The organism is Endobacter medicaginis (genome assembly GCF_014192375.1).
Taxonomy (GTDB): Bacteria; Pseudomonadota; Alphaproteobacteria; order Acetobacterales; family Acetobacteraceae; genus Endobacter; species Endobacter medicaginis.
Genome location: NZ_JACHXV010000028.1, coordinates 1 through 18,048 on the forward strand (window position 1 = coordinate 1; position 18,048 = coordinate 18,048).

General features: G+C 64.7%; 16 protein-coding genes and 4 pseudogenes. 13 read left to right on the forward strand and 7 right to left on the reverse strand.

The window, feature by feature from the left end:
• From FHR90_RS15930 to FHR90_RS17690, 5 genes and pseudogenes are all read left to right on the forward strand, one after another.
• Nucleotides 1-83: pseudogene (locus FHR90_RS15930) on the forward strand (IS5/IS1182 family transposase); the annotation flags it as partial.
• A 78-nt stretch (nt 84-161) separates the two neighbouring features.
• Nucleotides 162-590: a replication initiation protein RepC gene (repC, locus tag FHR90_RS15935; RefSeq protein WP_176625393.1), complete on the forward strand. Its 429-nt coding sequence runs from the start codon at nt 162-164 to the stop codon at nt 588-590.
• A 67-nt stretch (nt 591-657) separates the two neighbouring features.
• Nucleotides 658-1,134 (forward strand): hypothetical protein, encoded by a 477-nt coding sequence (locus FHR90_RS15940; RefSeq protein ID WP_176625391.1) that lies wholly within the window; start codon nt 658-660, stop codon nt 1,132-1,134.
• Nucleotides 1,131-1,868: a transglycosylase SLT domain-containing protein gene (locus FHR90_RS15945; protein WP_218062118.1), complete on the forward strand. Its 738-nt coding sequence runs from the start codon at nt 1,131-1,133 to the stop codon at nt 1,866-1,868. The genes FHR90_RS15940 and FHR90_RS15945 overlap by 4 nt, the downstream gene beginning before the upstream one ends.
• Before the next feature lie 28 nt (nt 1,869-1,896).
• On the forward strand, nt 1,897-2,031 hold the full coding sequence (locus tag FHR90_RS17690; protein ID WP_256124375.1) for a hypothetical protein: 135 nt from the start codon (nt 1,897-1,899) through the stop codon (nt 2,029-2,031).
• A gap of 100 nt (nt 2,032-2,131) precedes the next feature.
• Here FHR90_RS17690 and FHR90_RS15950 read toward each other — a convergent pair whose 3' ends face one another.
• From FHR90_RS15950 to FHR90_RS15970, 5 genes are read right to left on the reverse strand one after another with little or no spacing between them, the layout of a single operon-like run.
• Complete coding sequence (locus tag FHR90_RS15950) at nt 2,132-2,968, reverse strand: segregation and condensation protein A (protein WP_176625389.1); 837 nt, start codon at nt 2,966-2,968, stop codon at nt 2,132-2,134.
• Nucleotides 2,961-3,542 carry a hypothetical protein gene (locus FHR90_RS15955; RefSeq protein ID WP_183275533.1) on the reverse strand — a complete coding sequence of 194 codons (582 nt, stop codon included), beginning with the start codon at nt 3,540-3,542 and terminating at the stop codon, nt 2,961-2,963. The genes FHR90_RS15950 and FHR90_RS15955 overlap by 8 nt, the downstream gene beginning before the upstream one ends.
• Complete coding sequence (locus FHR90_RS15960) at nt 3,542-4,309, reverse strand: site-specific integrase (protein ID WP_183275534.1); 768 nt, start codon at nt 4,307-4,309, stop codon at nt 3,542-3,544. Before FHR90_RS15960 ends, FHR90_RS15955 begins: the two co-directional genes overlap by 1 nt.
• An 11-nt stretch (nt 4,310-4,320) precedes the next feature.
• Complete coding sequence (locus FHR90_RS15965; protein WP_176622130.1) at nt 4,321-4,710, reverse strand: type II toxin-antitoxin system VapC family toxin; 390 nt, start codon at nt 4,708-4,710, stop codon at nt 4,321-4,323.
• 8 nt (nt 4,711-4,718) lie between these two features.
• Nucleotides 4,719-4,973 carry an antitoxin gene (locus FHR90_RS15970; protein WP_176622129.1) on the reverse strand — a complete coding sequence of 85 codons (255 nt, stop codon included), beginning with the start codon at nt 4,971-4,973 and terminating at the stop codon, nt 4,719-4,721.
• Nucleotides 4,974-5,601: 628 nt separating this feature from the next.
• Here FHR90_RS15970 and FHR90_RS15975 point away from each other — a divergent pair.
• The 4 genes from FHR90_RS15975 (at nt 5,602) to FHR90_RS15990 (ending at nt 8,238) form a co-directional block, all read left to right on the forward strand.
• Nucleotides 5,602-7,158 carry a site-specific integrase gene (locus FHR90_RS15975; RefSeq protein WP_176622127.1) on the forward strand — a complete coding sequence of 519 codons (1,557 nt, stop codon included), beginning with the start codon at nt 5,602-5,604 and terminating at the stop codon, nt 7,156-7,158.
• A 26-nt stretch (nt 7,159-7,184) separates the two neighbouring features.
• Complete coding sequence (locus tag FHR90_RS15980) at nt 7,185-7,430, forward strand: type II toxin-antitoxin system Phd/YefM family antitoxin (RefSeq protein ID WP_176622126.1); 246 nt, start codon at nt 7,185-7,187, stop codon at nt 7,428-7,430.
• Nucleotides 7,418-7,795, forward strand: coding sequence for a type II toxin-antitoxin system VapC family toxin (locus FHR90_RS15985; protein ID WP_176622125.1), 378 nt, complete (start codon nt 7,418-7,420; stop codon nt 7,793-7,795). The genes FHR90_RS15980 and FHR90_RS15985 overlap by 13 nt, the downstream gene beginning before the upstream one ends.
• A gap of 92 nt (nt 7,796-7,887) precedes the next feature.
• Nucleotides 7,888-8,238, forward strand: a complete 351-nt coding sequence (locus FHR90_RS15990) for a hypothetical protein (RefSeq protein WP_176622124.1) — start codon at nt 7,888-7,890, stop codon at nt 8,236-8,238.
• A gap of 161 nt (nt 8,239-8,399) precedes the next feature.
• Here the strand turns inward: FHR90_RS15990 and FHR90_RS15995 are convergent.
• Nucleotides 8,400-8,959 (reverse strand): annotated as a pseudogene (locus FHR90_RS15995) (DDE-type integrase/transposase/recombinase); the annotation flags it as partial.
• A 1,091-nt stretch (nt 8,960-10,050) separates the two neighbouring features.
• On the opposite strand from FHR90_RS15995, the gene FHR90_RS16000 reads away from it, so the two are divergent.
• The 3 genes from FHR90_RS16000 to FHR90_RS16010 all read left to right on the forward strand — a co-directional run bounded on the left by FHR90_RS16000 (nt 10,051) and on the right by FHR90_RS16010 (nt 13,410).
• Nucleotides 10,051-11,160, forward strand: a complete 1,110-nt coding sequence (locus tag FHR90_RS16000; protein WP_183275535.1) for a replication protein RepA — start codon at nt 10,051-10,053, stop codon at nt 11,158-11,160.
• Nucleotides 11,157-12,350 (forward strand): AAA family ATPase, encoded by a 1,194-nt coding sequence (locus FHR90_RS16005; RefSeq protein WP_176622122.1) that lies wholly within the window; start codon nt 11,157-11,159, stop codon nt 12,348-12,350. The genes FHR90_RS16000 and FHR90_RS16005 overlap by 4 nt, the downstream gene beginning before the upstream one ends.
• 190 nt (nt 12,351-12,540) lie before the next feature.
• Nucleotides 12,541-13,410, forward strand: a complete 870-nt coding sequence (locus FHR90_RS16010; RefSeq protein ID WP_218061929.1) for a ParB/RepB/Spo0J family partition protein — start codon at nt 12,541-12,543, stop codon at nt 13,408-13,410.
• A gap of 132 nt (nt 13,411-13,542) precedes the next feature.
• Here the strand turns inward: FHR90_RS16010 and FHR90_RS17550 are convergent.
• Nucleotides 13,543-13,728 (reverse strand): annotated as a pseudogene (locus FHR90_RS17550) (IS5/IS1182 family transposase); the annotation flags it as partial.
• Nucleotides 13,729-14,232: 504 nt separating this feature from the next.
• On the opposite strand from FHR90_RS17550, the pseudogene FHR90_RS16015 reads away from it, so the two are divergent.
• Nucleotides 14,233-17,949 (forward strand): annotated as a pseudogene (locus FHR90_RS16015) (lactate dehydrogenase); the annotation flags it as partial.
• Nucleotides 17,950-18,048: the final 99 nt, after the last annotated feature.

The window sequence follows — 18,048 nt, forward strand, 5'->3', positions numbered from 1 at the left end:
GCATCGCTACCCGATACGATCGCCTCGCCATCAACTTTCACGCAGCAGTCTGCATCGCAGCCGTCGTCAGCTACTGGTTATGAGTCCCAGCCCTAACTACAAACCCTATCCATACAGCTAAAGCTACAACGGAGAGGCGCGCTGCGCCTCATGCTCAGGAAATGTCGGGTAGTCGGCCGGGCGGTTCCCCGCGTGCCGCACCCTCGGACGCCGCAGCGGCCGAGGTCGGGCCGATCGGCGGCTTTCCGACCACCCCGGCCTTCCTGCTCCGGATCGCGCCAGCGTTTCGGTCCTGGGTGACCAGCGCCAGGCCGGGCCCGGCCGAGATCGTGGAGGCGGCCTACTATGTCGCCGGGGAGATGGGCATCAGCCGTCATGCCTGGGAGACTGCCTGCGGCCTGCTGGGTCGCTGGACCGCCGCAGTCGCAGTCGCGGTGATCGCCAACCGCCATGCGGCAGGGCTCGTGCGCTCGCCGGGGGGATATCTGCGCGGCATGCTCGAGCAGCACCGCTCCGGCGGGCTGCGCCTCGATCGCAGCCTGTTCGGGATCGCCGATACCCTGCCGGGCAGCCAGAGCAAGCCGGGCTGACGGGTGATGAGGCGTTCGCAACCGGATGCGGCACGATCGACGGGTCGACCTTCAAACGGAGCATTTCATGACCCGGTCCCATCTCCTCCTCGCCGCGGCGCTTGCCGCCGGTTTCGCCAGCACCGCGGCCCGCGCCCAGCCGGCGCCGGATGCGAACGACCTCAAGCAGCTGGATCACGACGCGATGGAGCGCGCCGAACACGGCCCGGCCCGCAACTGGGGACCGCCGGTGCCGCAGAGCTCGATCGCCCAGCCCAAGTTGTCCCCTCTGCCGATCCCTGCCACCTGCATGGGCGTCGCGGATGATTCGCTCATCCTCGCAGCGCCCGTCGCCGGATCGAAGTCGATCGGCACGACCGGCGACAGCATCGCCGATACCGGCGTGGTCCAGGCGGGCTACCACCAGGTGCTGTATCGCGGCCGCACCACCGGCTGGGTGCTCGGCTCGCTCGTCCACCCCTACCGCAACAAATTCAACCCATCGGCGAAGTGCACCCTCATGGGCGAGACCTCGACCGGCGCCGTCGGATATAGCATCCGATGATCCCGGCGCGCTGGCCGGCCGTCGCGATCGCAGCGATCGTCGTGCCGGCGCACGCCCAGGTGCCCGCCCAGGTCATCCCGTCGATCCCCGAGCTGGGCGCGCCCCAGTTCATGATGCCCACCGGCGCATCGTCGGTGGGCACCACGGGGAGCATCGGGTCCGGGGCGGGCGGAGGCGCGAGTTACGCGGCCGGCTCGACGGATGCGCTGGCGCTGCTGCAGGCGACGTCCTTCGGCAGCGGGGCCGTCGCGGCGGCGCAGGCGGTCGGCGTCGATCCGGCAGCACTCGCGGCCTTCGGGCAGATCGAGAGCAACTTCCGCAATGTCGCCGCCGCCAACGGCAGCACGTCGGCGACGGGTCCGTGGCAGATCACCTCGGGCACGTGGAACGATGTCTGCCGGCAGAATGGGCTGAACTACACGGCCGACGATCGCAACGACCCGGTCGCGAATGCCACCGTGGCCGCGCTCTACATGGGCTCGATCGCCGACCGGATATCGTCGGGCACCGGTCAGCCCGCGACGGTGGCGCAGACCTATGCTGGCTACATGTTCGGGCCGAGCACCGGCGTCGCTCTTTCCAACGCGACAGATCAGAGCGCGCCGCTTTCGAATTACGTCTCGGCCACCGCGCTGTCCAACAACAACATGACCGGCTGGACGGTCGGGCAGTATTTCGCCAACGTCTCGGGCCGGCTCGGCTCGGATGCCAACGGAGCCGTCCGCTCGGGCTGACGGTCGGTGGCCGGTTCTATGCTGCTGCATGCTGATCCGGCGCTGGGCGGCTGGTTCGGAGCCGATCCCAGCCGTCGTCGCTGATTGGCTTGAAATCCTGGCCGCCACCCATCTCGCCAACCCGGTACCCGAGCCGGACGCCTGGAAGCAGCTTGCCGCGTGATGGGCGGATCTAGCGTTACACCACCGTGGCTGCACTCGCGGGCCAGGTCCGGATGGTTGAGAATCCGAGTTCCGGAAGGTTGCTTCACGGGCGTCTCAGCTTAGACCCGTCGCACCGTCGGGACCTTCCACTGAGGCGACATTGCGCAGAGCCCGTCCTTCTCCAGCTCGAGCGCCGCGCAGAAAACACTGCTGAGAGCAGCACGGTGGCGCAGCGCGCGCCGGGGCATCGTGTCATCCGCCAACGCGGGCGGCAGGCAATCGAGCAGGGACAGGCGCTCAGGCTGATCCCGCCGCTGCTCCAGCAGGGCGAGGACCCTGGCGCGCGCCTCGGCTACCGGCCAGGGGCGGAACAGCACCGGCCGGCAGCGCTCTGGCAGCACGGGTGGCTGACGCGGACCGTCCATCACCAGCAGCACGCCTTCCAGCAGACCCAGCAGGTCCGCCTCTCGCGCTACCCCGTTCCCCGGCTGCGGCGGCCGGGCGAAGACGTCGTGGCTGAGTTGCGGCTGTCGGTCCAGCCAGTCCGCCGCGCCACGCATGCGCAGACGCTCCAGCAGCACGGCCTCGGCACCGATGGCCGCCTTCCGGACGGCGTCATGCTCCTCTGCGCTGGCGGCAAGGAGGGTCTGGGACCGGAGCTGCACCAGGCGGGTGGCCATCACCAGCCAGTCCCCGCGCCGGTTCAGCGGCACGACCGCTTCCAGCGCGTTCATAGCGGTGGCGAACTGCTCGGCAAGCTGCAGGATGGAGATCCGGCCAAGATCGAGCCGCTGACGCTCGGCAAGGTCCAGCAGCAGATCCATCGGACCGTCGAAGCCCTCGATGTGGACGGTCGGGATGATGGGCGTACGGGGTGGGATCTCCCAGTTCTCCCACAGCGCCTCGCTTGCGGTGGCGCGTTTCGGCGGCGGCTCGGCGGTGTCGGGTTCAGCCACCGGGCAGCTCCAGCGAGCGGATGGTCACCTCGAGCTCCGGCCATGCCCGGAGCAGGGACGCGGCGAGCGTCGCAGGGCGCCCGTCCAGCATCCAGAACCGAAAGCGCAGCCGGCGGCGGCTGTGCCGCCTGGGGTCGCGCGTCTCCTGCAGGTCGATCTGCCGCACCGCTTCCCGTGTGCCCCAGTGCCGGTCGAGCCAGTCCAGCGCGGCGCCGTGATCCGGCCCCCAAGCCAGCAGTCCGGCTGGGACCGGCAGCAGCCGGTTGAGATCGAGCAGACAGCCGCCGCCGGGGCTGGCGCACGCCACCAGCAGCCGAGCGTGGCGGGCCTCCTGCGCCTGGGCGATCGCGCGGAGGAGATCCTCGGCGTGGCGCGGCAGCGGAGCGCCGCCGGCCCCCGCCATCAGGCGTGCCATCAGCGTCGTGTGCTGGTGGTCGGCATCGAGCGGCCAGGGCACGCCGCCGGGTCCGCGCGCCGCGTCGCGGAAGCGCGCGATATCCGCCGGCAGACCGGTCAGGACGAGCTCGTAGCGATTCCAGCGTTCCGTGACGTCGGCGCGGGTCTCCGCCGACATCATCGGCACCGAGCCGCGGCGCTCTGCCGAGCGACGCGCTGCGCCTTGCGATGCGCTGCGCTGCGCCAGGCGCCGGGGACCGGGGCCCGGCCCTGAGGCAGCACCTTGGTGACGGCCGCCGCGCGCTGCTCAATCGCCTGCAACAGCAGGCGCACGCCGCGCCGGTCGAGTGCGCCGTTTGGCCAGCCATGAGCGCCCAGGCGCTGGATCACCGCGCCATAGCGGATGCGCGCGGTGTGCAACCACAGCTCGAGCGCGGCGACCAGGCAGGCAGGATCGCCGCGGTGTCGGGCGAGCGGAAGGACGGACGGATTGCCGTCGGCATCGCGCAGCTGGATCAGCAGCCCGTCCGCGCGCCAAACCAGATCGGCATGGTCCAGCGCCGCGAGCTGGATCCGGGTGAGACCGGCGCGGTGATGCAGCAGCAGCAGGATCCGGTCACGCAGCCCGGTCAGGTCGTCCGCGCAGCAGGCCAGACACTGCGCGAGCGCGGCCTCGTCGGCATCGGCGCCGCGTAGGAGGGCGGCGATCGCCGGGTCACGCGCGCGCCAGGGCACGCCGGCGAGAGCGTGGCCGTGCGCGATGCCGGCGAGCCGGAGCTTGCGGCCGCTGCGGCCCAGGCCGGGCGGCCAGGCTCGAGTGTAGGCCTGCAGTGTCTCGATGGAAACCGGCGCGTCCGGGCATCGGCCAGCTCCCGTCGCCCAACGCTGGAATAACGACCAAGTCGCGGCATAGGCGGCTTTTGTGGTCTCGGTATGTTCGATCACCGGCGAAGGGATCAGACCGCCCGGGCATCGACCAGGCGGAGGTCGGGCACGCCCTGGAACGCCTTGTCGTTCGTGAACAGTGTCGCGCCGGTCGCAAGGGCATGGGCTGCGATCATCATGTCGAGGGCGCCGAGTGATCGGCCCTGGCGCTCCTGATCCGCACGCAGAAGGCCGTAGCGCGCCGCGGCGGCTTGATCCCAGGGCAGCACCTCCAGCCGCTCCATCACTGCGGCGGTCAGGCGATGCAACCGCGTGGCGTCCGGGCGACGGGCCAATCCGTAGGCGATCTCGCCGGCTGTTACGGCGGAGATGCGGCATGTCGCCGGGTTGAGCGTCTCTACCCGGCGCAGCACCATCTCGATGCCGCTGATAATGTCGCTGACGGTGTTGGTGTCGAACAAGACCGTCTTCACGGGGTGGTCCGCGCGAACGGATCGCGCGCTGCCTCGTCCTGCGCGCGTCCCTCGGGGAACAGCACCTCTCCCCCGGCTGCGCGGATCTCCGACAGGACTGTTCCCCAGCCGCGTGGCCGGGCGGACAGGATCACGTCACCGGTCGCGTGGTCGCGCCGGATGGAGACCTCCTTACCCTCGAAGCGATAGGCGGCGGGCAGGCGGACGGCCTGACTGCGGCCGTTGGTGAAGATCTTGGCGGTATCTGCCATGGGGCCTCCGGCATAGTTGGTATATACCAAGATATATCTCAATCTATCAGCGCAGATGACTCATGTCACGCATAGACACGCCTCCGACGAGACCAAATGTCCATTTTGGTTTAGAGCCTTCGCACGGGGAAGCGGAATTCGTGCTAGATGATTGAAAGTGTGGGGTATTATCGGATCTGCGGCGACATCTGATCCGGATTCTCCTGTCCTGGCTCTATGTCCGATAAGTTCCCTTGTCGGACATAAAGCGGACAGCTAGAATTTCGTGAAATCGAGGCAGATTTCACCCTTGGAGCCAAGGTTGGGTCCAAACCTGACGAGCCGCAGCACTCGAAGGCGCGTAGCGGCAGGCCGGAAGCTTCACTGATGATCCGAACGAGAGGCAGACGATGACGGCACGGCAATGGGCGCCCGAGATGCAAGGCGCATCCACCGAGGGCGCGATGCCCGTAGCGTTCGATCCGATGTTGTACATGACGTCGGCCGAAATTCGGGCTCTCCGTGACCCCTATGTTCGTCGGCCGAACGAGCATGCCACGCCGTCCGAATGGGTCTGCTGGGCCGAGGATGTAATGCGTGAGACTAGGCTCGCACGCGCGATCCTGGACGCTGCCGCCGACCGGCTGGGATGAGCCTGCTGCATGAGGTTCTGGCCTCACGCAAGGGGCTGGAAGACGCGCTGCACGCTCTGCTGGACCGCGCCGACCGGCTGACCGCCCAGCGCGGGCGCGCACTGCGTGACTTCACGAAGCTGCCGCGCATCCTGGGCACCGCGCGCTTCTCGCCCGGTCTGCCGCTCGATCTGGTGGTTCCTGCCACGCCCGGCTCCCAACCCGCACCGGCAGATCTACGGCTCGCGCCCGACGTTCCCTATGCCGCCGCTGCCGGTGATCTGGTCCTGCAGCATGTGGGTGTCATCCCACCCGGTCATGAGCTGCAGCTGCGGCTGGATCTGCGCACTGCCCCCCGCTTCGTGGCCAACGTGCAGCGGATCAATATGCCTGCAGTGCTGCCAGCCGGCGATGACCTGCCTGCCCCGGTCCACGCTCCCTCCCCTGTTGGCCAGCCGGGTGTGGTGGTCCAGACTTGGTTCGAAGCAATCGTCGATGCCGAGATCCCGAAGAACGACGGCTCGTTCGAGACAGCGGCCCGGGCTGCCCACGCCTATGCGCTCCGCGCCAGGGCCGGCAATACCCGCCGTGCCTACCGCTCCGGCGTGAAGGCCTGGTGCGCCTGGGCGAGTGGGCATGGACTGCCCTGCCTGCCGGCGCGCTCTGCCGACGTTGCCGCTTTCCTGGCGGACGAGCGTGGCCGCGGCCACGCTCCCGCGACGATCGAGCTGCGGCGCGCCTCTCTCACCTACCTGCACCAGCTCGCTGGCTGCCCGGTGCCGACGGCTGACGCGGCGGTGGGCGAGACAATGGCCGGGATCCGGCGCACGGCGGCCGAGGATGGCTTCCGGCCCCGGCGCAAAGCGGCAGCCACAGACGACGTGCTGGTGAGGATGCTGAAGCCGATCGACCGGTTCAGCCTTGCCGGCGCGCGCGATGCGCTGCTCCTGCTGCTGGGCTTCTGGGGCGCGTTCCGGCGCTCCGAGCTGGCCTGCCTGCAGATCGAGGATGTAATCGTGGACGAGCGCGGGCTCTCGATCACCCTGCCCGTCTCCAAGGGCGATCGACGCGCCGCCGGTGTGGTGGTCTCGGTGCCACGCGGCACGCTGGGCTTCTGCGCGGTCGAGGCGTATGGGCGGTGGCTGGTGGTGTCGGGCTTGCGGAAGGGGCCGCTCTTCCGGCGCGTGCGCGCAGCGGCCAGGACGGTGGACTGGAACGCAACGGTGGGCGCGCCGTCGGCGGTCGTGGCCCCTGTCCTGGCCACCACCGACCCGTTGAGCGATCGGTCGGTCGCGCGCATCATCCAGGCCCGCGCCACGGCGGCCGGCCTCGATGGCGCCTCGTTCGGCGGTCACTCGCTCAAGCGCGGGGTGCTGACCACGGGCAAGCGGAAAAAAGCCTCCCTGCCGGCTTTGAAGGCGCTGGCGCGCCACGCGACCTACAACTCGATCGATCCATATTTCGAAGGCGGGGATCCGTTCGCGGAGCATCCTTTGGCGGGAGGTAGGCCACGCGATCAGGGTTGTTTTTCACCTGCCAATCTTGCAAGCCAACGGTTGGCTAAGCTAGACTAGGTCGTGGCGTCAATCCGGAGGCTGTCATGCAGAACGTCAACATCCACGAGGCTAAAAGCCAGCTCTCGCGCCTCATTGAGGCCGCTGTCCGTGGCGAGGAGGTCGTGATCAACAAGGCCGGCACACCGGTGGTGCGGATCGTGCCCGTGCAGAGCAAGCCCGCCATTCGCTTCGGTCTGATGCAGGGCGAGATCAGGATCGCGGACGATTTTGACGCGCCCTTGCCCGATAACCTGCAGGCCGCATTCGAGGGTCGGCCATGCGGCTTCTGATCGACACGCACATCCTTCTTTGGGCGATGGCTGGAGATGTGAAACTCACGACGCAGGCCAGGGCCGTGATGACCCGTGCCGAGATGGTCTTTGTCAGCGCGGCCAGCATCTGGGAGATCACCATCAAGACGTCGCTCGGCAAGCTCGATGCGGATGTGCACAAGCTCTCCGCTCAGCTCGCCCACGCAGGCTTTCGTGAGCTGCCAGTCACCGCTTCGCATGCCACGGCAGTCCACGACCTGCCCCACCATCACAGCGACCCGTTCGATCGGATGCTCGTCGCGCAGGCGCTGACGGAACCGCTGCATCTGCTGACGGCCGACGAAAACATCCGCAAATACACAGATCTCGTGATCAGGGCCTAAGCTTTGCCGGACGGTTCGATCCAGGTCCCCATCCTGGAACTCCCATGAATGAAACACGCGGCGCGTTTCCTGCCGTGAGAAGGATCCTCTCCATGTCGACCGAAGAAAAAGAGTCCACCTCGATCGCGCGGCTACGCAAACTGGCGGCCCTCGCCGCGGCGCTGGCGAAGAACGAGACCGCACAGGATCTGTGGGCAGCCCACCACGCGGCCGAATTCGGTCCCATGCCGGGCACGATGCTTTACGCGGATTTCGGCCACCAGTGGCTCGAGGGCCTGGTGGTCAAAGGTGAGCGCACCGGCAAGGGATGGGATCTGAACGGTCCCTTCCAGGTGTTGACGGAAGACGGTGTGCTGCGGACCGTGGATGGATGGATGACGATCGATCTGTTCGTGCAGGCCGGTGCTGTCGAGGACGAGGATCTCAGGCCCAACGTGCCCTGAGATCCCGCCACTGGTCGTGGTTCGTGATCCCCTACCTCTCCCCGATGCGCGCTGTCTGCCGGTGTTCTCCATTCGCTTCACCATCGTCGAGACGCCCGGCATTGCAGGATGCAGGAACGAAAGATGGAGTTCGGTCGATGGATGCCGGCCGGTGAGGTTGGTCAGCGCGCGGGTCCACGGGAACAGGGCCAGTCGCCTGGCGATGCCGGCCTCCTGACGGCGCAGAGTTCGGATTCATCGCACGATGCGCCGATCCACCCATAAGTCTCCGCCTGGTTTCGCCCGGCCAGCCCAGAGTGGGTCGCTGGGTGATTGTGATAGGTGAACCCCAGCCAAGGCCAGCGCGAAGATCGGAACCAGTCTCGAAGGCGTGCAGATAGACGTACTCATATTTGAGGGACCACCAGAGGCGCTCGATGAACACATTGTCCATCCAGCGCCCCCGGTCATCCATACTGATGCGGACCTCAGTCTCGCGCAGCACACTGGTGAAGGCGGAGCTGGTGAGATGGCAGCCCTGGTCCATGTTGAAGATTTCGGGCTTGCAATGGCGGGAGAGCGCCTCCCCCAGCGCCGCAACGCAAAAGCCGGCGTCCATCGTGTTTGACAACCGCAAGGTCAGCACCTTCCGCGTCGCCCCGGCCATGATCGCGGTCAGATAGAGGAGGCCCCAATGCATCGAGATGTAGGCCATGTCTGCGCACCAGACGTGGTTCGACCGCTAGATCACCACCCGCGCAGAAACATCCGTTCAACCCTTTTTAGACTTACCGGAATGCCGTCGATTAGCTGGTTTGCAGACCTGCAAAACCAACGCAACTCATTGGAATTGCGCCGAAAGGTCTCTTAATCACCGATTTTACGCGACCGATAAAGGCCATTCTTGTCCGCGTCGCTCTCGAGGAAAATTCAACTCTCCCGATCACTGCGGCGGCTATGCCCCCCCCCCTCGACGCCGCGTGAATGGGAACAAATTCGTGGTCCGCTCGGCGTTATGCTTCTGCCGATTGAGAATATGGATGAGATAAAGAACGGCCATCGAGAGACAGTCTCGGCCACAGGTAACAACATCATTTAGCACGGTCGATAATCGTTCATGCAGGCCAATCAACTGATCGTTGTCCGGTCGCCCGAGCGATGATGTTGGTACGCCAAAAACGAAAACACGTAGCCGCATGTAAGAGCTTGCCGTGAGACGCTGAGACCGCTCGGAGAGCTACGTTGGAGTAATATCAACATGGCCATAGGAGACGCCAGCGTCATCAATGATGATGGCGGTCGACATAGCGGAGGATACAGGCGCGGCTTGTAGCGATCGTTTGGTGGCAAATTGGCCGGAGACCGATGCAGATGGTACGCCGATGATCTCGGTATGCTGATCCGCTGACGACAGTACGGCCAAACGGATTCGGAACGATGCGGCCGGTACACGACTCGAGCGGCAAACCGATGCAGATGGTACTAATCCTAAAGCTTTTTTCCGAAGAAGATTCCTAGGTAGCGACCGTACTCTTTTCATCGGTCGATTTGCGATTTCTATTCCGAATTCGCAGGAATTGTGCAAACCGTTGGCGTCGGAGCATTCTTGTGCTACTGCGCAGTGACATCGCGAATGCGATTCGGGGGGGCAGTCGATTGTCCAGACAAGGTTTGGCACAGGGCCAACAGGTGCACCTCGCACTTGTCAGTGACGGTCCGGCTGCCGCAGAGCGACTGGCGGAGGAACTGGGTCAGCCAGACCTTTTCCAACGTGTCGCGGCAGTTAGTGGCATTGAGCCTATCCCAAGCTTTCTGCACTCGGCTTTGTGCGCAATGTCGTTGCCGGTCAGGCGACCATCTGACGAGAACGCGCCCATAATTCGCAAAGACGGCAACTACACGCTGGTGATCAATCCGAAGCCCGTGTTGCAACTTGTTGGCGTTGAGAGCCGTCTCGTGCCGATAGGGGTGCCTTTCGGATCACTCCCCCGATTGATCTTGATACACATAATGACCGAAGCAGTCAGAGCACAGTCGCGACACGTCCACCTCGGGAAAACCTTCACCGAATGGATGCGACGCTTAGGTTATCAAACGATCAGCTATGGCCCCAGAGGATCCGCCACTCTGATCCGCGAGCAGCTTGACCGCCTCTTGGCCTGCGAATGGATGATTCGCTGGGATGATATGCTCGCCGATGGGGCCCGAGAATTCGGGCTCAAAGAGATCAAGCTTACTAACGAATACGTCGGCACTGATCGACAAGACGGCTCGTTCCTGCGCGAGATCCGTATGACCGAGGCGTTTTACGATCATCTGAAAGACCATGCGGTGCCGCTGAACGAGAATGCAATCGGGCAATTGCGCGATTCACCTACCGCGCTCGATCTTTACACGTGGCTGGCTTACCGACTGCCCAGGATCAACGCGAAACGTGCATCTCAGCTGAGCTGGGCACAGCTGGCCGTCCATTTCGGTAATGACGGACGCAATATCCGTAAGTTCCGTCAAACCATCCGCGATGCATGGGAGCGTCAAGTTTCGGCCGTCTATCCTGACGCTAAAGTCGAGTTCGACACCCAAGCGGTCAAGCTACACGCGTCACCGCCGCCCTTGCATCAAAAACTGGTTGCGATCAGACGCCCGTCGGCCGATGCAGAAGGTTCGCTGGTGCCAGAGCCATTGGTCCAACTGAGCAACTCTAAAACGTCGAACTCAAAGATGCTCGACGAGATTCTCGCTCGGGTCGGTAACTCGCAGGCACGGGTCTGGTTTGAGAAAGCCAAGATTGTGGAAACGGAAGGCGGACCCGTCTTAATGGTCGGCTCAGCCTTCCAAGCCGATTACATCCGCAACACATTCTCCACCCAACTTGAAGCAGCCGCTCGGGCTTGCGGGCATACCGCGGTTCTGGGCGTCGAGCACAGGATAGTCAAAGTATGAGCGTCGAACAGTCCGGCCCGGACGTTGTCCATCATATATCGGATCTCTACAGCCGCGCATTCACCGTCCTTGAATCACTTCGCAGACAAGCCGGGGCGGGGGAGGATGGACGGCAGTCGCCACGCTTCTCCATCACCCGAGCTGCGGAGCTCGTCGGGCGTACGCCAGCGGCGATACGCGAAGCTGAAAAGGATGGCCGGATCGCGCCCGTGGCCCGGACCGGGAGCGGTCGCCGGATCGGCTATACGCTTGCCGAAATCAACAAAATGCGGGAGGCGTTCGGCACCAGGCCCTGGCGGCAGGAAGGTGATCCGGCTGCAGTCATCGCCGTGCAGAATTTTAAAGGCGGGGTCGGAAAATCGACTGTCTCCACGCATCTGGCGCAGTTTCTAGCGATCAAAGGTTATCGCGTTTGCCTGATCGACTGCGACAGCCAGGGATCTTCGACGGGCTTGTTTGGGTATGTTCCGGACATCGATTTTACAGAAGACGAGACCCTCTATCCGTTCTTCCGCAATGCAGAGATGACTAGTCTCGAATACGCCGTCCGGGCGACCCATTGGGACGGCCTCTACATGGTACCGGCGAACCTTCGGCTCTATTCCGCAGAATATGAGCTCGCGGCTCGCGTGGCTAAACAAGGCCCGCAACTCCTCGATCGTCTCGCAGAGGGGATTGCGTCCATCTCCGATTATTTCGACATCATCATCCTCGATCCACCGCCCGCGTTAGGTACGATCTCGCTGTCGGTCATGCGGGCAGCAAATGCCTTGCTCATTCCCGTTCCTCCGACGGTCGTCGACTTCTCTTCGACGACGACGTTTCTAGCAATGCTGCACGAAACCCTCGAGGTCATGGCCGAACACCAAACCCCGCTGAACTTCTCCTGGGTCCGGCTGGTCGCGACGCGAGCAGATGAGCAGAAGAGCATGCAGCGTGAGCTCATCGCACTCATGCGATCGATCTTCGGAGAGAGCATGCTTCGCGCGGTCATCAAGGACAGCGCCGAGATCGACAATGCCTCGGCCCGACTGATGACGGTCTACGAGCTTGATGGGCCTGTGACGTCGCGTGAGACCTATCAGCGCGCTATGATATATCTCAATGCGGTGAATTCCGAGCTCGAAACACAAGTCAGGCTGATGTGGCCGAGCCAAGCTGCGAAGTTGCGCGCCGAGGGTGTCCTCTAGGTTTGCATATCTGCAAGCGCCGCATAACCATTTGATAAGAATAGGTAAAATGGCCCAAGGAAATCGCAAATTGCTGTCGGGACTGATGGGGGAACCAGCCGATACCCCGCGGCTCCCGCCCCGTACGGGCGTGCTCCAATCGCGTGGCAATCGGCTCGCTGAATTAGCTGAAGGGCAGTCTGTTGCGCGTATGCATGAGATAGTCGATCCTGCGCGCTGTCGCGTATGGGACGCACATAACCGCGATTATGACGCGCTCAACGACTCGAACTGCGCCGATCTGATCGAGAGCTTCCGTGCTCAGGGGCGTCAGGAGGTTCCCGCGATCGTTCGTCGAGTGAAAGGCGACGCAAATATCGATTTCGAGATCATTTGCGGTGCTCGGCGGCACTGGACGGTCAGTTGGATGCGCGCCAACGGACACCCAACATTCGGGTTTCTGGTTGAGCCTCGCGAACTCAATGACGAGGAAGCCTTTCGGGTCTCCGACTTGGAGAACCGCAGCCGACGCGATCTGTCCGACATCGAGCGTGCTCGCGATTATCTTCGCGCCGTTGAACGCTTCTACGACGGTGATCAGAGGAAGATGGCGCAGCGTCTGAAGGTTACCGACACTTGGCTCAGTCGCTACCTTGAACTCGCGAGGCTGCCGCCCGGGGTTTACGCAGCGTTCGGTTCGCCCCATGATTTGGGGATCAGCCATGCGGCACAGCTAGCCCCGTTGATCCGCTCATCGCGCACGCACGATGCCGTGCTCAGCGAGGCGGCGCTTTTAGCACATGAACAACAGGCACGCCGTGAAACCGGTGAGCAAACACTTCCCGCAGCCGCAGTGATGCAGCGGCTCAAAGCGGCCATCGCGCCGAAGGCACGACCAAGATCTGTGCCAACAACGCATGTCGTAAGGAACGCCGCCGGCGAGGTCATAGCGAAAGGACAACGAGCGGCTCGCGGCGGCATCGTCACTGTAAGTTTTCCAAATGTTGGAAAGCCAACCTTGGAAGAGCTCGCTTCGGCGAGTTTAGAGATCTTAAAATTAGTGAAAAGGGTTGCTGATTAAGATGTCGGTCAATTTGAAACAGCCAGTTCTTCTGACGCTGTGAGCAAGAATTGCTCATTTGCCGTCCAGAGATACTGCAATCACTAGAACTGCTACTGTAACAACCTGTCGAGATATTTATTTTAGAGGGTGTTATGCACTCTTCATGATATGAGTGGCGTGTCTGAGCATGTATCCGACGGAGGCCATGACGTGGAAGCTGGCAAGCGTGGCGACGTAGCATTCGTCGTATTTCACCAGCCTTCGGCAATGCGTAGTCTTGGCGAAGGATCGTTCGACAACCTACCGCCTAGGTAATAGCACGAACCCGCATTCTGCGGCGCATCCTGCAGCATCAGCATCAGCATCAGCTACGGCACCACCAGCGACCACTCGTCATCGCTGACGTCAGAGGGATACGACTTGCGGGCAGTCGTCAGGCCCTCCGATTTGAGTCAAGCCGACGCGAAAATTACATAATACCGTCTAGAATCCGCTCGCCGTTGCGGCGTGCGATCATGATCGCGCGCCGCAGAATGAAGCAGATCGAAGAGCGGCCAAGGACTAGGGGAGGGGCGACCATGCCGCGCCGTGTCAGGCAAGGGGTAGCTCCTCGCCATGCTCGCCCGCTGACGCGGCCTGCGCGTGGCTCCGGTGCCGACGCTGCGCGTCGCCCTTGCCCGCCCCGCCACAGCACGGTGCTCCAGGAGGATAGGCAGGAAAGTCTCTGAGGGGAGGGAAGAGCGCAGCTGCGCGCTCCCGCCCACCGCTCCTGCCAAATCCCACCCGGCCCCCGGACCGCTCTCGAGCGCGTCCGGCGCCGACTCATGCCCGGAGCCCCAGATGAACTTTTTCGGCCAGCAGTTCTCCCTGTTCGACAGCACCGCGCTCGGGACGGCCCCGACGCCATCATTCATCGAGCCCATCGATCGTCCCGTCCCGGTGGTTCCGCGACTGCCGGCGCCCACCCCAAGGAACTTCGTGCTCGACAGCGCGCGCAGTCTGGCTCCTACCTGGAAGGGCAGAGCGGCCGACAACATCGCCGCGATCCGACTGCTCAAGCAGATCGAGGAGGAGGAGCGGCCGGCCTCGGCCGATGAGCAGGCAACACTGGCACGCTTCGTCGCGTTCGGGGCGACCGAGCTGGCCACCAGCCTGTTCCCGCTCGGCGACGATCCCTGTCGCACGGGCTGGGAGGCGATCGGCGCGGATCTCGGCGCCGTCGTGACCGTGGCGGAGCGATCGGGCCTGATGCGGGCAACGCAATACGCCCACTTCACACCAGAGTGGATCGTGCGCGCGATGTGGTCGGCGATGATGGATCTCGGCTTTCGCGGCGGCAGCGTGCTCGAGCCCGGTTGCGGGTCCAGCCTGTTCATGGCCACCGTGCCGGCGAAGCTGGCGGGCCGGGTGGCGTTCACCGCCGTCGAGGACGACCCGATCACCGCGCGCATCGCGGGCTGCCTGTTCCCGGAGTTCTGGATCCGGCAGGAAGATTTCACCCGTGCACGGCTCGAGGCCGGCTACGACCTGGCGATCGGCAACCCGCCATTCTCCGATCGCACGGTCCATGCCGATGACGCGGCCGGCAAGCTCGGCCTGTCCTTGCATGACTACTTCATCGCGCGGTCGATCGCGCAGCTGCGTCCGGGCGGCTTCGCGGCTTTCGTGGTGTCGCGGTGGACGATGGACAAGCGCAGCCAGAGTGCCCGCCAGCATATCGCCTCACTCGCGGACCTGGTCGGTGCGGTGCGGCTGCCGCAGCGCGCAATGCTGGCCGAGGCCGGCACCGAGGTGGTGATCGATGTGCTGATCTTCCGCAAGCGCGGGGAAGGGGAGGGGCCGGGCGACCTCGGCTGGGTGGAGACGGCCGACGTTGCCGGCACCGATGAGGGGGATGGGCCGCTCCACATCAACCAGCACTTCCTCGACCACCCGGGCCAGGTGCTCGGCACGCATGCCTGGACAACATCGCCGTATGGCCCGACCTACACCTGCCAGGCCGACGGCCGCGATCTCGCGGTCGCGCTCGCCGGAGCGCTGGCCAACCTGCCTCCGTCTGCCCGCTTTCCGGAGCCCGAGACGCTACGCGCCGATCGCCCCCGAGGCCTCACCCGCCCCAGTGCGATCGGTGATGGCGGAATCCGCGAAGGCAGCTACGTCATCGAGGCCGGTGAGCTGCATCAGATCGTCGACGGTCGCCCATCGCTGGTGGCGATCAAGAAGGCTGGTCAGAAGGAGGGCATCTTCCAGAAACACGCAAGGATCATCCGCGCCCTGATCCCGGTGCGCGACCATGCCCGCCAGGTCCTGCGCCTGCAGCTGGAGAACCAGCCCTACGGCCGCGAGCAAGGGCGCCTGCGCGCGGCCTACCGCGCCTTCACCGCAGCTTTCGGGCCGATCAACCACACCACCATCACCACCCGCACCGACGAGGAGACTGGCGTCGAGCATGAGACCCGGCGCCATCCCAATCTGAGCCCGTTCCTCGATGATCCGGACGTCTGGCTGGTGGCCGCGATCGAGAGCTACGACGAGGCGACCGATACCGGCCGGCCCGGCCCGGTGTTCACCGACCGGGTGATCCATCCGCCGGCGGAGCCGGTGGTGACATCGGCCACCGATGCCCTTGCCGTCACCCTGCATGAATGCGGCCGGGTCGATCTGCCGCGGATCTGCGAACTGCTCGGCCGGGGCCGCGAAGCCGTCCTGGCAGAGCTGGGGGAGGGGGTGTTTCTCGACCACGACGCGACGACCGAGGATGCCGAGATCTGGATCACCGCGGATGAGTTCCTGTCCGGCCCCGTTCGGACCAAGCTGGCGAGCGCACGCCGGGCAGCGGAGCGCGATCGTCGCTTCGTTCGCAACATTGCCGCCCTCGAGGCCGTGCAGCCGGTCGATCTCCGCCCGTCCGACGTCACCGCCCGGCTCGGCGCGCCCTGGATCCCGGCGTCCGACGTGATGCGCTTCTGTGCCGAGGAGATCGGCATCGAGGCGAGCGTGCATCATACCCCGAGCATCGCCTGCTGGACCGTCGCGAAGAACGCCTTCGCGGGGCGCGCCGAGGCGACCTCGGTCTGGGGCACCGAGCGGCGTCATGCCGGCGAACTGCTGGAGGATGCGCTGACCGCGGCGATCCCGCCGATCTTCGACACCTGGCGCGACGCGGACGGCGAGCATCGCGAGCTCAATGCCAGGGAGACCGAGGCCGCCAAGGACAAGCTGGCGAAGATCAAGGCGGCGTTCGAGGTGTGGGTCTGGCGCGACGCCGACCGCGCCGAGCGCCTGCTGCGGGTCTACAACGACACCTACAACAACCTCGTGCCGCGGAACTTCGACGGATCGCACCTGGTCCTGCCCGGCGCCTCCAACATCATCACCCTGCGCGCGCACCAGAAGCGGGTGATCTGGCGGATCATCGCTGCCGGATCGACCTACATCGCGCACGCTGTCGGCTCAGGCAAAACCTTCTCGATGTGCGCCGCCGTGATGGAGCAGAAGCGGCTGGGCCTCGTCACCAAGCCGATGATCGTGGTGCCGGGCCACTGCCTCGCTCAGATCAGCCGCGAGTTCCTGATGCTGTATCCGACCGCGCGCATCCTGGTCGCCGACGAGACCAATTTCGTCAAGGCCAAGCGGCAGCGCTTCCTCGCCCGGGCAGCGACCGCGGCGTGGGATGCGGTGATCATCACGCACGACGCCTTCAAGTTCATCGCAGCACCTGCCGCCTTCGAGGCGGAGATGATGCAGGCCGAGATCGACGAGTTCGAGGCTATCCTCGAGACCGTGGATCGTGACGATCGCATCTCCCGCAAGCGCATCGAGCGCATGAAGGAGGGCATGGTCGAGAAGCTGGCGGCGCTGAAGTCGCGCAAGGACGATCTGCTGCACATCGGCGAGATCGGCATCGATCAGATCCTGGTCGACGAAGCGCAGCAATTTCGCAAGCTGTCCTTCGCCACCAACCAGGGCAACCTCAAGGGCATCGACCCGAACGGCAGCCAGCGCGCCTGGGACCTCTACGTCAAGGCACGCTACCTCGAGACGAAACGGCCGGGCAGGGGGCTCGTGCTGGCCTCCGGCACCCCGATCACCAACACGCTCGGCGAGATGTTCTCGATCCAGCGCTTCATGCGCCACGAGGCACTGGCCGAGCGGAACCTGCACTATTTCGACGCGTGGGCGGCCAATTTCGGCGACACGCGCACCGAGCTCGAACTGCAGCCCAGCGGCCAATACAAGCCGGTGACGCGGTTCTCCGAGTTCGTGAACGTCGCCGACCTGATGGCGATGTATCGCGCCTTCGCGGATGTCGTGCAGAAGGACGATCTGCGCCAGCACGTCGCCCTGCCGGCGCTGCAGGCGGGAAAGCGCCAGATCGTCGTCGCTCCGGCCAGCGACGCCTTCCGTGCCTATCAGAAGACCCTCGCCGCACGGATCACCGCGATCGAAGGGCGCAGCAGCAAGCCGCAGAAGGGCGACGACATCCTGCTGTCGGTGATCACCGATGGCCGTCACGCGGCGATCGACCTGCGCCTGGTCGGGTTCGGGGTGAATGATGCGACTGTACCGCCCGCAGATTGTGAGACACCGATCTGAAGCCTACGCGGCGACGGCCGCGAGTGGAAGCTGCGCGGCGCGGATTGCGGCCGGTGGCCG